Annotated in this window: 11 protein-coding genes and 1 other RNA gene; 4 read left to right on the forward strand and 8 right to left on the reverse strand. The window is 61.5% G+C overall.

All coding sequences use genetic code 11. The features are described from left to right. On the forward strand, positions 1-314 hold a 314-nt coding region (locus tag FJ248_02870; GenBank protein ID MBM4119830.1), incomplete at its 5' end, for a 4-carboxymuconolactone decarboxylase. Between the two features lie 24 nt (positions 315-338). Here the strand turns inward: FJ248_02870 and FJ248_02875 are convergent. Beyond that, positions 339-680 carry a 4a-hydroxytetrahydrobiopterin dehydratase gene (locus FJ248_02875; GenBank protein ID MBM4119831.1) on the reverse strand — a complete coding sequence of 114 codons (342 nt, stop codon included), beginning with the start codon at positions 678-680 and terminating at the stop codon, positions 339-341. A 13-nt stretch (positions 681-693) separates the two neighbouring features. Then, a complete protein-coding gene (locus FJ248_02880; GenBank protein ID MBM4119832.1) occupies positions 694-1,713 on the reverse strand; it encodes a chromosome partitioning protein ParB in 1,020 nt (339 codons plus the stop codon). 669 nt (positions 1,714-2,382) lie between these two features. Here FJ248_02880 and ssrA point away from each other — a divergent pair. Continuing rightward, positions 2,383-2,729, forward strand: a transfer-messenger RNA (tmRNA) gene (gene ssrA / locus FJ248_02885). A gap of 140 nt (positions 2,730-2,869) precedes the next feature. Then, positions 2,870-3,292, forward strand: a complete 423-nt coding sequence (locus FJ248_02890) for a hypothetical protein (GenBank protein MBM4119833.1) — start codon at positions 2,870-2,872, stop codon at positions 3,290-3,292. 557 nt (positions 3,293-3,849) lie between these two features. Here FJ248_02890 and FJ248_02895 read toward each other — a convergent pair. The 4 genes from FJ248_02895 to smpB form a co-directional block, all read right to left on the reverse strand. Then, the gene (locus tag FJ248_02895; GenBank protein MBM4119834.1) at positions 3,850-5,259 is read right to left on the reverse strand and encodes an efflux transporter outer membrane subunit; all 1,410 of its coding nucleotides are present in this window, start codon (positions 5,257-5,259) and stop codon (positions 3,850-3,852) included. After that, positions 5,256-8,396, reverse strand: coding sequence for a multidrug efflux RND transporter permease subunit (locus tag FJ248_02900; protein MBM4119835.1), 3,141 nt, complete (start codon positions 8,394-8,396; stop codon positions 5,256-5,258). Before FJ248_02900 ends, FJ248_02895 begins: the two co-directional genes overlap by 4 nt. Beyond that, positions 8,393-9,598: an efflux RND transporter periplasmic adaptor subunit gene (locus FJ248_02905; protein MBM4119836.1), complete on the reverse strand. Its 1,206-nt coding sequence runs from the start codon at positions 9,596-9,598 to the stop codon at positions 8,393-8,395. Before FJ248_02905 ends, FJ248_02900 begins: the two co-directional genes overlap by 4 nt. 201 nt (positions 9,599-9,799) lie before the next feature. Next, positions 9,800-10,282, reverse strand: a complete 483-nt coding sequence (gene smpB / locus FJ248_02910; GenBank protein ID MBM4119837.1) for an SsrA-binding protein SmpB — start codon at positions 10,280-10,282, stop codon at positions 9,800-9,802. 169 nt (positions 10,283-10,451) lie between these two features. On the opposite strand from smpB, the gene FJ248_02915 reads away from it, so the two are divergent. Continuing rightward, positions 10,452-10,934, forward strand: a complete 483-nt coding sequence (locus FJ248_02915) for a DUF721 domain-containing protein (GenBank protein MBM4119838.1) — start codon at positions 10,452-10,454, stop codon at positions 10,932-10,934. On the opposite strand, the gene FJ248_02920 is transcribed toward FJ248_02915, so the two are convergent. Further along, the gene (locus FJ248_02920) at positions 10,923-11,573 is read right to left on the reverse strand and encodes a hypothetical protein (GenBank protein ID MBM4119839.1); all 651 of its coding nucleotides are present in this window, start codon (positions 11,571-11,573) and stop codon (positions 10,923-10,925) included. The genes FJ248_02915 and FJ248_02920 overlap by 12 nt on opposite strands. A gap of 34 nt (positions 11,574-11,607) precedes the next feature. Then, positions 11,608-14,079 (reverse strand): DNA gyrase subunit A, encoded by a 2,472-nt coding sequence (gene gyrA, locus FJ248_02925; GenBank protein ID MBM4119840.1) that lies wholly within the window; start codon positions 14,077-14,079, stop codon positions 11,608-11,610. Positions 14,080-14,103 lie beyond the last annotated feature (24 nt).

Genomic DNA, 14,103 nt, shown 5'->3' on the forward strand with positions numbered 1-14,103 from the left:
CTCACGATCTCGGAAAATTTGGCGACATGGAAAAGGGGAACAAGGAACTATGGGATAAGTTCATGGCCTACTACGGGGCCGTGTTCAAGGAGGGCGCGCTCACGGAGCGGGAAAAGGCGCTCATCGCGCTCGCCGTCGCCCATACGGTGCAGTGCCCCTATTGCATCGACGCCTATACGCAGGCGAGTCTGGAAAAGGGTTCGAACGTGGAGGAGATGACCGAAGCGGTGCACGTCGCCTGCGCGATTCGCGGTGGTGCTTCTCTCGTCCACGGCGTGCAGATGCGGAACGCGGTCGGGAAACTGTCGATGTGACAGAGAGATGGTAACTCCTGGCGTTCAGGCCCTGAACGATTCAAAGACGCGGTCGGCCTTGGCCGCCAGAAAAAAATCGCTTTCCGTCAGGCCGTTGATCTTGTGGGTCCAGATCTCGACGCCGCACTTGCCCCAGGCCAGATGCAGGTCGGGATGGTGACCCTCCGCTTCCGCGATGGCGCCCACTTTGTTGACGAAGTCAAGCGCTTGCGCGAAATCCTTGAACGTGTAGAGCCGCTCCAGATGGCCGGCCGTGTTGAAGGCCCAGCCCTTGCCCAATTGGCCGAGTAACTGATCCGCCTTCGTTTTTTCTACCGGGGGGACCCCGCCCCGGCACGGTACGCATTTGTTGTCAGCAAGACTCATGGTGTGTCCCCCCTTATTCGCTTTCGTCCAGCGCGCCTCCGGAGGCGGCCAGATCGCTGTCCTTGATCTTATCCGGATTGAACTTTTCAGCGGCTTTGGCCATGCGGTCCAGCGCTTCGTCAAACGAGAGCGCCGGAGCATCTTTCGGCCGAAACCGAATCGGATTGATGCGTGCGACGACGAAACTCTTCAGGTAGGGGCTAGAGAACCCCTTCGCCTTTAGCGCCTCGACCTTCTGGACAACCAGATCGTCCAGCGCCAGCACCGTCTTGGCCCGTTCCTGCCGAACGGTCATGGCGACGCGGAGCGGCTTGGGCAGAAACTGTTCGACGCGCTTGAGCACTGGATTATACGCCCCGCCGCTGAAGCGCGGCCGAGCCTCATAACAGAGGCCCAGCGTGATGAAGGCCGGCTCCTCGAACTCCAGCGTATAGTGTTCCTCGCTCACGCGGTCTAATCGCGCCAGTTCGCGGTACATGCGGATCACTTCGAGGGCTTTCTCGCGCAAGTTGTGCGCCTTCTCCGTATTGAGCGCCAGAATCTGATAGGCGGTGCCGGCTTCGGGAATCACGATGGCCACAATGGTTTTGGCGCCGAGCGTCTTCATCGCCGAAAGCCGGTGGTTGCCGTTCGGCGTCCAGTATTTGACATGCCCCTTTACTTCCCCTAGCCCCCCCTCTCTCTCCACGAGCGTGCGCACGGCGATGATCGGATCGAGAAACCGGCCCAGCTTCCCTATCACCATCTCCAATTTGCGGACGTGCGTGTCGGACAGATTGCGCTGGTAGGGGGTGGGCTCGACCATCTCGATTGGCAGGGCGGCCATACAGACCCACTTGCCACCATAGGGCTCGCGGTAAATGGCCAGCGCCTTACCACCGTCGCCCTCAATGGCCCGGCGCAGTTCGGCCACCTCAGGCCCAGGTGCCGCCATCTGCAATTCGGTCGCGGTCAAGCCGGTCGCAACGCCAGCCGGCTTGTAGCGGCGGCGTACCCCTCTGCGCGGCATCGATTTCGGTTTCTTCCCTGCCATGGGGTGGTATCGTAGGGCAGTCCCATGACAAAAGAAAGTCCTGTCAGGACGATCCTTTGCATCGGTTATCGCGGCGCCTGCAGTCATGTATGACATGCGCGGGCGTCTATCGACACGGCTTCTGCGCATGGTCCATGTGGAGGGGCCTGCCGCACAGACTTGTCGATTAAAAACTTCACGGTTTCAGGATCTCCGGAGGTTACGCGTGGCCACGGTAACAGATCCCCTATAGCAGGAGCAGGCCTCAATGCTAAACGATGCCACCGCATCGGAGAAGATCACCCCGCTGGCGCCCTCCCTCCCTAAGGGCTTCGTGAAGGCCCCCCCGGCCTCGATGGAGGAGGGCGTGCGCTTCATCAGCACGACCACGATGGCAGAAGATGACGACGGGAATAGCTGACGTTACTGCCCACCTCGGATGACGAGGAATGGGCGAGCGTGGGGTGATTTGAAACCTTGGCAATGCTGGCATCCTCTTGATTGATGCTGTAGGATGCCGATCGAAGTTTGACGACGGTCTGAACGGTCTGATCTCGCAGGTTGTTCAAAATGGCCGTTCAGCAAAAACCGCGGCGAGCGAAAAGTCGGACCGTACTCTTTGGCTGGTACGTCGACACGTGGCGCGATGCGAGAACGTAGCTAGCGGACTTTTTCAACAACCTAATACAAGGGGGCGACCGGTTTCGACGGGGATCAAGAGGCCACTAGTGCATGCCGAGCTCTCGGGGACTCGTTAAACCTCCGGGAAATTGCAACTGCCAATCAAGAACTGGCACTCGCGGCTTAAGCCGTGACGTCCCTCTGCCTGAGGCCCGCGGGGGTGGAAGGGGCGCGATGCAGCGGGCTGGTCCAAGGCTGGTGCTCAGCGGCGGCGGACGAGAACTTCCTGGGCTAGCGGCTGTTCTAAGCCTGCCGATGGGCGTGGGCGGCGGCGAAACACAAACAATCGGCTAAGCATGTAGGTCTGGTGCGCTGAAGGTCTTCGGACGGGGGTTCAACTCCCCCCGCCTCCACCAAATCTCGCTTGCACGTGCCAGCTGTTATTTTGCGTTTTATCGTGCTTGCTGTCACGGGAGAAAAACCCTCAAGTAATTTCCGCCCTGCTCTTCCTGTAACCATCTTTACTCCTCCCACGCGCTCCGCGTATCCTGCCCGCATGCAATTCGATCCCGCGCTGGCCGCACAACAGGCATTCCAAAGGGCCGAAACGGAGCTCGGTTCCGACTGGAACACGGTTGTCGAGTTGGAAGAGACGTTTTCCTCAAGCGCCGGCGCGGAGGGACGGGAGGCCTACGACCAACTCGTGGCCCTGGTCGAGCGCCATCCTCGTGCCCATGCGTTTCACGCCTTCTGCATCTACAGCACCTGGCAGCAGGCAACCGAGGAAACCATCCCGCGCCATTTCCAAACCGGCATCAAGCTCTGCGAAACCTACCTCGCCGCACAAAACGGAAAACCGGCGCACGATCTCGCACAGATCGCCGAGTTGTATGAATCCTTCCGGGCTGGGCTTGGCCTCGACGAGGAAGACGAGATTCAGATCGAGTTCACACGGGACACGCCCAAGGGCGGGGATTAGCGGGACTCTGATTTTGCAGACCAATTCTGATTTCCCACAGATTCCGAATCCGACTCATCGAATCCGCAGTGCGGGCAGGGCATGCAGATAGGCCCGTCGCAGCAGTGGTAGGTGTATTCGCGTCCGCACCGTTGGCAGTTCGTCTGCGCCATCGCGGCTACTTACCTCGTAGCTCCACAAGACGGACACGCGTGTCGGCAATCTCCTGCTCCGTCAGACTGGGCTCCGGCAGTATGGCGGAGTCCGCGTGCTGTTCGCGAATGATCTTCGTACCTTCGCGACTGTTCGTCAAGCGAAGATGTTTCGCGTCGCGCAAACTGGCGCGACGGGCGGGCGACGACGTCGACCGGGTTCTTGTTGAGCTGTGAGCGTTGATCACAACGGTTGTCGACTCCGCGCAATAGGAACAGCTGCTCGTGCCGTTGAGGACGGCCCGGCCATGCTCTGCGTCACCTCAGGCTGCCACGTGCACAGAAGCCTCCGCCAGCAGGCCAGTAAGAGGCGTGCTGGCGATCATTGAACGTGCGGTGCCCGTCCTACTTCTTTCCATCTGCCGCCTAGCTGGCCGTTTGCTTCGCCTCGTTGTCGGCCGGCTGCCAGCCACCACCAAGCGACTTGTACAACTGCACAATCGATACCAGATGGAGCCGGTGGCTGCCGGAGAGAGCGAGTTCGGCCTCGAACAGATTGCGTTGCGCCACGAGCACGTCCAGATAGTTCGCGAGCCCGCCTTTATATCGAAGATTGGCGAGGTGGAGCGCGGAGCGCAACGCGTCGACTTGCTGCACCTGGGCCAGGCGCTGCTCACGCGCCGTCCGTACCGCCACAAGCGCGTCCTCCACCTCCTTAAGGGAGGTCAGAATCGTCTGCTCGTAGCGGGCCACGGCCTGTTTCGCCTGGGCCTCGACGGCCTTCTGCTGAAAACCCAGGACCTGCGCGTTGAACAGGGGCGCCGTGAAGCCCGGCCCGACCACCGCGAAATGTCCCTCCTTGGTGATGAGCTGGTCGAGTTGCGGGCTGGACACGCCCAGAATGCCGCCGATGCTGATCTTGGGAAACCGCTCGGCCTTGGCCACGCCGATCCGGGCCGTGACGGCATGGAGCTCGCGTTCCGCCTGCATGATATCCGGACGCCGTTGCAGCAGTTCGGCCGGCAGGCCCGGTGGCACCTCCAACGGCATCACCTGCTCCGTGAGCGCCCTGCCGCGCTGAATCCGGTGCGGGTTGCGCCCCAGCAGCACGCTGATCTGGTTTTCCTTCTGGACCATCTGCCGCTCCAGTTCGGCCGCGCGCGCAGCCGCGTTAGCCCGTTCCGCTTCAAATTGGTCGGCATCCAGCTTGGATGTCATGCCCTGCTTGAGCCGGGCCTGGGCGATGCGCACCGACTCTTCCCACGCCTTCAGCGTGCGCCGGGCGATGTCGAGCTGCATGTCAAATTGCAGTAGGTCGAAATAGGCTTCGGCCACGCCGCCTACTAACTGGAGCACGACGGCTCGCCGGTTTTCCTCCTTCGAAAACAGGTCCTCGCGGGCGGCTTCGTTGGACCGGCGGATGCGGCCCCAGACGTCGATCTCCCAGAAAAGTGTGCCCTGCGTGTAGTAGTTGAACTGGGTGGGGAAGCCGGGGAACAAGAAGGTCGACTGGCGTCCGAACGACGGCGTGCTGGTCGTGTTACTCAACTGAGGAGCGAAGTCCATTTTTGCGATCAGGGCCCGCGCCTGGAACTCCTCAACAGCAGCCACCGCGCGCTTCAAATCCCTGTTTTCCTCGAGTGCGATGCGGATTAGCTTCTGCAACTCCTCGTCGCGCAGTAGCTCCCACCAGAGGAGATTGGCGATGGACGCCTGGTCCTTCGCTTCCGCCATTCGAAAGGCGTCGCCCGTGGGGATGTCGGGACGGGTGTACTCCGGCCCCATGGTGCAGGCAGCCAGAACGAGCAGCGGCACCGCGAGCACAAGGCGTCTCATCGGTGCTCCTGCTGAGCCGAACCGGACGGGGCACGCCGGGAAAGCTTTTCCACCAGCACGAAGAACAGCGGCACGAAGAAGATGGCGAGGAACGTGGCCGCAAGCATGCCGCCGAAGACACCGGTGCCGATCGAATGGCGGCTGGCCGCGCCGGCCCCGCCCGCCAGCATCAAGGGGGCGACACCGCCAATGAACGCCATCGAGGTCATGATGATCGGACGGAACCGCAGCCGCGCGGCCTCGATCGCCGCCTCCAGCACCGGCATGCCCGCCTCGTAGCGCTTCGTGGCGAATTCGACGATCAAGATCGCGTTTTTGGCTGAGAGGCCGATCAGCGTCACCAGTCCGATCTGAAAGTAGATGTCGTTGGCCAGCCCGGTCAGCCACACCGCCGCAAGCGCGCCGAAGATGCCGAACGGCACAGAGAGAATCACTGCGAGCGGGACGGTCCAGCTTTCATACTGAGCGGCGAGCACGAGAAAGACCATCAGTAGGCCAAAGGCGAAGACAAAGACGGATTGGGAGCCAGACTTGTGCTCTTGGTAGGAAATCCCACTCCAATCGATGCCGTAACCATTCGGCTCGAGAATTTCCTTCGACAGCCGATCGATCATATCCAGCGCCTGGCCGGAGCTGTAGCCGGGCGCGGCCGCGCCGAGCACCACCGCCGTGTTGTAACCGTTAAAGTGCGTGACCGGATCGGGGCCGCTCGAATAATCAGCGGTAACCACCGTATCAAGCGGGATCATGCTTTGGCCCCGTGCGGTCTGGGCCCGCACGTAGATTTTTGCGATGTCGTCAGGCTTAGACCGATACTGTGGCTCGGCCTCCGTCTGTACCCGGTACACGCGGCCAAACTTGACAAAGTCGTTGATATAGAAATTGCCAAAAAAGGCTTGCAGCGTGTCGAACACCTCGGAAATCGGCACGCCCAGCGACTTCGCCCGCTCTCGGTCGATGCGGGCGCGGAGGTGCGGCGCGCTGACGCGGAAGCTCGTACCGATGGCGCCAATGCCTGGCGTCTGCCGCGCCTTCGCGATGAATTTCTCGATAATGGCGGAAAACTTTTTGAAATCCCCGCTGGAGGGATCTTGAATCTGCACGGAAAAGCCGCCTGTGGCTCCCAGCCCCTGAATGGGGGGCGCGTTGAAGGCCAGGATCAGCGCCTCGGGAATTTTCATAAACTCGCCGAAGGCCGCGCCGATGAGCGCCTGGACATGCTGGTGCGGCGCCCGCCGTTCGTCCCAGTGATGCAGGGGCAGAAATATCGTGGCGGCGTTGGGCCCGCGCGTGCTGAACACGAAATTCTGACCGACCAGCGCATCCGTACTATGGATCGCGGGATTGGCCAGAAAGTAGCGCTCCAGTTTCTGCATCACCCCCGTGGTCCGCTCCCGGGAGGCGCCGTCGGGCAGCTGCACGACGGTGATGAAATAGCCCTGGTCCTCCTCAGGAAGAAAGCTGTGCGGGATCATCAGGAACAGCCCCACGGTCACCGTGACGACGCCGGCAAAGATCATCATGGCCAGTACGCCGTGCCGCAGCACCCCGCCCGCGATCGTCGTGTAGCGGTGGTGCGTCCGGTCAAAGAATTGGTTGAACAGCCCGAAGAAGCTGCGACGAGGCCCGTGCTGCGGTGTCAACACTAGCGCACAGAGGGACGGGCTCAACGTGAGCGCGACAAATCCGGAAATGATGACGGCGATGGCGATCGTGATCGCGAACTGCTTGTAGAGCTCGCCGGTGATGCCGCCCAGAAAGGCGACCGGCACGAAGACGGCGCAGAGGACCAGCACGATAGCAATGATCGGGGCGGTAACCTCCGTCATGCTCTTCCGAGCGGCGTCAGACGGGGACAAGCCTCCCTGCCTCATGTGGCGCTCGACGTTCTCCACGACGACGATGGCGTCGTCCACCACGATGCCGATGGCTAGCACCATGCCGAAGAGCGTGAGCGTGTTGATCGAGAAGCCCATTAGATGCATGCCCGCAAAAGTGCCGATCAGCGAGACGGGCACAGCCACCGCCGGGATGATCGTCGCGCGCCAACTCTGGAGAAACAGATAGACGACCAAGATGACGAGGACCATCGCCTCGCCGAGCGTCTTGACCACCTCCCGAATCGAGACCTCGATGAATTTGGTCGTGTCGTAGGGGACGTCGTAGGACACGCCAGCGGGAAAGCCCTTGGCCACCTCATCCATCTCCGCACGGACATGCTGGGCCGTCGCCAGCGCGTTGGCGCCGGGCGCCAGAAAGATCAACAGAAAGACGTTGGGCTTGCCGTTCCAGCGGCCTTCCAGCGTGTAGGATTGTGCGCCCAATTCAACCTTGGCCACGTCCTTGAGGCGGATCATCGAACCGTCGGGCAGGGCACGGACGATCATCTCCTCGAAATCCTTTACCTCCGTCAAACGGCCCTGCGTGATGATGGGAATCGTCAGCTCGGTGCCCTTGGGTGCCGGATCACGCCCGATGGTGCCGGAGGGAAAATCCCGGTTCTGCTCGCGGACGACATTTGCGATATCCGTCGGCGTGAGGCTCAACTGCGCCATACGGATCGGGTTGAGGATCAGCCGCATCGCGTAGTTCTGCTGGCCGAAGACGACCGCGTCACCCACGCCGGTCACCCGTCGCAGCCGGTCCAGCACGCGCAGCACGGCGTAGTTGGAGAGAAAGATTGTGTCATGCGAGGGGTCACTCGAGCTAAGCGCGATGACTCCGACGAAATTTGACGAGACCTTTTTCACCGTGATGCCCTGGCGGACGACCTCCGGCGGGAGCTGCGGCTCCGCCAACTTCTGCCGGTTTTGTGCCTGGATTTGCGCGATGTCCACGTCCGTGCCCACCTCTAACGTGAGCTGGATCGTCATATGCCCGTCGTTGGTACTCGTGGAACTGTAATAGAGGAGGTGGTCGATCCCCGGGAGCTGCACTTCGATGGGACGCGCCACGGCATCCGCGACGATTTCGGCGCTCGCGCCAGGATAATCGGCGTCGATCTGGACCATGGGGGGGGCGATGTCGGGGAACTGCGCGACCGGGAGGACTTGCAGCGAGACCAGCCCGGCGACGACGATGACGATGGACACAACGGATGCGAAGATCGGCCGGTCGATGAAAAACTGCGGCGTCACGGCGCGTGCCCGGGTTTCACTCCGGCGGCTGGGGGAGGAGCCGGTGCTACCTGGCCGACGGGGACCGGATTGACCGGTGCGCCCGGGGCCAGCAGATGCAGGCCTTCGAGCACGACACGATCACCGGCCTTGAGGCCGTTCTCGATGAGCCACTGGTCGCCCTGCCAGCCTGTGGCCTGGACGGGACGGATCTCGATTTTATTTTCCTGGTTGACGAGGAAGACGATGGGGCCTTTGGGCCCTTGTTGCACGGCCCGCTGTGGCACGAGAATGGCGTCACGCCGCACATAACCCTGCACGCGCACCTTGACGAACTGACCGGGCAGCAGCACGCGCTCCGGGTTCGGGAACACGAACCGGCCCTGCCGCGCGCCCGTCTCGGTACGCAGGCCCACGTCGGTGAAGTCGAGCTGGCCCGCGCGCGGATAGACGGTGCCGTCAGAGAAGGTCAGCGTTCCCTTCAACTGGTAGAGGTCGGGACGCTCCACCTTTTTCTCGGCTAGCTCGCGCCTCCGCTGCAACAGGAAGCGCTCCGGGGCGCTCACGATCACGTACATCGGATCGGTCTGATGGACGATCGTCAGCAGATCCGTCTGCGCGGAAACCAGCCGCCCCTCAGAAACCCGCGTGCGTTCGATGAGGCCATCGATGGGCGAGGTGATACGCGTGTTGTCGAGATCGAACTTCGCCTTGACCAGTTGCGCCCGAGCTCCCTCCAGCGCTGCGGTGGCAGCCAGCTCTTCGGCCACGGCGTCGTCCACATCCTTCTGGCTGACCGCCTGCTCCTTCAGCAACGGCTTGACGCGCGCCAGATTCTGCTTTTCCCGGACCAGCCGCGCCTCAGTCTGCGCGACCATGGCCTTGGCACTGGCGACGGCGGCCTGGAACGGAACCGGATCGATCTGGTAGAGCCTGTGGCCCTTCTTGACGTCCCGCCCTTCCTGGAAAAACCGCTGCTTGACGATGCCGGTGACCTGCGAGCGAATCTCTACCGGACGGGAGGATTCCGACTGGCCAATGAACTCCGGTTCATCCGCCACATTCTGGGACAAGACGGCCAGGACCTGCACGGACGGAGGCAGCGGCTTGTGCGGAGGCGGTGCCGAGGCCGTCTCATCCTTACAGCCCACCACACCGACCAACGCCAGGCAGACCAAAATGCCCGGCAGGGCGCGCTGGTCATGTAAGAAAAATCTTGTCATTGCATGGCTATGATAACAGAAGAGGTGCTGATTGCGCGTCAAAGTCGAAGTGGCCTGATCGGCGAGACAGCGGCCCCTGGATCGTGTTTCTAGATCCCCTCGTGGGTGTCCACATGGGGCCGCCTGGGACCCCGGTTGGCACACAGGTGCCGATGATAATTATCGAGTAAAATCAACTGGTTGAGGAATGCGCGCTAACGGTTATCGCCGTCCGCCTTTCATCGCCCGCTCGACTTCACGTCCGGCCTCCCGTTCCTTAATTGTCTCGCGGCGGTCGTACTGCTTCTTGCCTTTGGCCAGTGCAAGCTCGACCTTGGCGTGGCCGCGCGGGCTGAAATAGAGGCGGAGAGGAATGAGCGTAAGGCCTTTCTGCTGCGTCTTGCCAATGAGCTGATTGATCTCCTTGTGATGGAGCAAGAGCTTGCGCGACCGGAGCGGTTCATGATTCATGATGTTGCCGTGGCTGTAGGGATTGATGTGACAGTTGTGCAGAAGCGCCTCGCCATGCTTCACGCTGGCGTAGCTGTCCCGGAGATTCACAAGGCCCTCGCGGAGCGATTTGACCTCCGTTCCGCGCAACACGATACCGGCCTCGAGCCTATCCTCGATATGATAGTCGTGGAACGCCTTCCGGTTCGTCGCCACGACTTTCTCGCCCTTTTCTTTATCCTTCTCCTTGCTCATGGCCTGCCACTATAGCATGGAGGGTAAGGTTGTCTCCCGCGTCCTTGCTGCAAATATACGGGGAGTTTATACTCGATCGGGACCTCGATCTGGTCACCGCCCAGTCGTTTGAAATTTTCGGGGTCTCGTGAAACAACATCTACTCGCGCCAGAGAGATAACGCCAGAACATGCCCCTTAATTCCTTTTTCGATTCCGTCGCCTCTGTATTGAGCGGTCTCGCACGCCGGCACGGGATGCAAGCGAAGCTGCTCGAACACAAGCTGCTCAAGCAATGGCCTGCCATCGTCGGAGAGCCGGTGGCCTCCCATACGAAGCCCGACCAGATCAAATTCAAGAAGCTCTACCTGATCGCGGAAAACTCGATCTGGCTTCAGCAACTCACCTTCATGAAACCCGAATTGGTCGGAAAGATCAACGCGGAGGCCGGGAGCGATCTCGTCACAGACATTGTGCTGCGCGTGGGGCCAGTCGTGCGGGAGGAAGAAACCGCAGCGCCGGCGGAGGATGCACCAGCCGCTACCGAGCCGAGTCCCGCCGTATTCGCGCAAGCGGCAACGACGGTCGCGCCGGTCTCCGATCCTGAACTGCGGGCCAAACTAGCGGATGTGGTGGCAAAAGCCCTCAGTGGGCCGTCCCGTTCAAAACGGTGAGATGGCCGGGGGGGCCGGCTTGCCGGACGGAGCCGGTGACGACGGCGAGGGCGATCCAAGAGCCTCTGTCACGGACCCCTTGAAGAGCTGGCGCGCGTAGGCAGCGGTGCCCGCCGTGTCCCTGCCCTGCAGCGCTTCATAAATTCGCCCGACCCAGGCTTCTTCGTCCAACCCATCCAGTCGGTAGTAGCCGCGCACGGTTTTTTCGAAATCCGCGCGGAAGGCCTGTTCGGCCTGATCGCGCGAGGATTCTGTTGCCAGATACCGGTGCAGCACGTCCGCTTCGGTCATGTGATCGTTGGCAAAGACGAAGACCGTCATGCGCTGATAGTGACCGATGGGGTCGCCCTTGGTCGTCGGCTGAATTTTCATCCTTCCGAAGTCCCGCCCCCCGTGCGCCTCCTTTTGAAACCGGTAGAGGAGTGTTTCGATCTCCGTGTCGCTCGTCCAGGCCGGCACGTGCATGGCGACCGTGATGCCCTCCTGCGACCCCACGCTGTAGGGGGGGATCGTCCGGTCCGGTCGCGTGAGGTACATGCCGCCCCAGATCAGGCCAAAGGCGCTGAGGAAAACGAGCAGGCCCATCTTGACGACGGTGTCGAGCTTCCGGAACCACTCTGGAGTGAAGGACACGGTCATGGGGAGGGATGAAACCGCAATCTGTCCAGCTGCGCTACTTCGCTTCGCCGTTAGCGCTCTCGGTCGACTCGTCTTCGCGTTCGGCGATGCGGGCCACGCCGACCACGCGGTCGGCGTCGCCTTCCAATTCAAGCACGCGGACACCCTGCGTATTGCGGCCGACTTCGCGGATGTCGTTCACCTTACAGCGGAGAATCTTACCCATGGCTGCCATGAGCATGATCTCGTCGTCACCGCGCACTTGTAGAAAGCCGATCGCGAGACCGTTCTTCTCCGTGGTTTTGACGCTGATGATGCCCTTGCCCCCTCGGCCCTGGATGCGATACTCGTTGACCGGCGTCCGCTTGCCGAAGCCGCCTTCGGTGACCGTCAGGATAGCCGTGGTGGAGTCCGGCGTGATCGTCTCCATCCCGATGACGACGTTCTGATCCTCCAGCGTGATGCCGCGGACGCCGTGCGCCGTGCGGCCCATCGGCCGGACTTCATCTTCCTTAAAGCGGATGACGATACCCTGTCTCGTGCCAAGGAGAATTTCGCGTGAGCTATCGGTGATCTGCACGCCGATCAGCTTGTCGCCCTCGTCCAGTGTCAGCGCGATGATGCCGCCTGAGCGCGGATTGCCGTAGGCGGAGAGTTCCGTCTTCTTGATGATACCCTGCCGGGTCGCCATGACGACAAACTGATCCTCGCGGAATTCCTTCACGGGGAGGGTGGCCGTGACCTTCTCGTCGTCTTTGAGCGCCAGCAGATTGACCAGCGCCTTACCCTTCGCCGCACGTCCGGCTTCCGGAATCTCGTGGACCTTCAGCCAGTAGACCCTGCCCGCATCCGTAAAGAACAGCAGATAATCGTGCGTGGAGGCGGTAAAGAGCGTTTCGACAAAATCCTCGTCGCGGATGCCCATGCCAATCTTGCCCTTGCCGCCGCGCCGCTGCGCACGGTAGAGCGAGACGGGGTTCCGCTTAATGTAGCCCGCATGCGACACCGTGACGACGACCTCCTCGGCGGCGATGAGGTCCTCGACGCTGATTTCGGCCGCTTCCTTGAGGATCTGCGTGCGCCGCTCGTCCTTGTAGGTCTCCTTTACGGCCAGCAGCTCGTCTTTGATGATCTTGCGGACCAGTGCCTCGCTCGCCAGCACGGATTTCAGATATTCGATCCGCTTCAGCAGTTCCTGATATTCCTCGATGAGTTTGTTGCGCTCGAGCTGCGTCAGCCGCTGCAGCTTCATGTCCAGGATCGCGTTCGACTGCATCTCGCTCAACTGGAACTGCCGCATCAGGCCTGTGCGCGCCGCTTCCGGCGAGGACGAGGCGCGGATTAGCTTGATGACTGCGTCCAGATTATCGATCGCGATCTTGAGGCCTTCGAGGATATGTGCCCGCTCCTCCGCCTTGCGCAGCTCGAAGGCCGTGCGGCGGACGATCACCTCGCGTCGATGCTCGATGAAGTATTCGAGCACCTGCTTGAGATTGAGCACCTCCGGCCGGTTGTTCACCAGTGCCAGCATGATGACGCCGAAGGTCGTCTGGAGCTGCGTATGCTTAAATAGGTTGTTCAGCACGACCTGCGGGATTTCGTTCTTCTTGAGCTCGATGACGATGCGGACCCCGTCGCGGTCCGATTCGTCGCGCAGGTCCGAGATGCCCTCGACCTTCTTGTCCTGGGCCAGCTCGGCGATCTTCTCGATCAGAGTGGCCTTGTTCACCTGGTAGGGAATTTCCGTGATGATGAGGCGGCTGCGGTCGGTGCGTTCTTCCACCTCGACGTTCACCTTGGCCCGGAGCGTCAGCAGTCCGCGCCCGGTCTCGTAGGCCTTCTTGATCTCGCCCGTGCCGTAGATGAAGCCAGCGGTCGGGAAGTCAGGGCCCGGGATGTCCTGCATCAGTTCGGCAATCGTCGTCTCGGGATTGTCCACCAGCCGGACGAGGCCATTGACGATCTCGGCGACGTTGTGCGTCGGAATGTTGGTGGCGTAGCCAACGGCGATGCCGCCCGCGCCGTTGACGAGCAGGTTCGGCACCCGCGCCGGAAGCACCAGTGGCTCGGTGCGTGACTCGTCGTAGTTCGGCCCGAAGTCCACCGTCTCCATGTCGATGTCAGCCAGCATTTCTTCCGCCATCCGGGTCATGCGCGCCTCTGTGTAGCGCATGGCCGCCGGCGGATCACCGTCCATCGAGCCGTAGTTCCCCTGGCCGTCCACCAGCATGTAGCGCATGTTGAAATCCTGCGCCATGCGGACAAGTGTGTCGTAGATGGCTGAGTCGCCGTGCGGGTGGTAATTGCCCATGATCTCGCCAACGATTTTGGCCGACTTGCGGTAGGCTCGGTTGTGCGCAAGCCCCATCTCGTTCATGCCAAAGAGGATGCGTCGGTGCACGGGCTTCATGCCGTCGCGCACGTCGGGGAGCGCGCGGCCCACGATCACGCTCATGGCGTAATCAAGGTAGGACGAGCGCATCTCGTCTTCGATCGCAATTTGTGCTAGACGTTCATCGAGCGGCATGTGTTCCTTAGCGGTTTACTGGGG

Origin of the sequence: Nitrospira sp., from assembly GCA_016873435.1 — a bacterium.
Taxonomy (GTDB): Bacteria; Nitrospirota; Nitrospiria; order Nitrospirales; family Nitrospiraceae; genus VGXF01.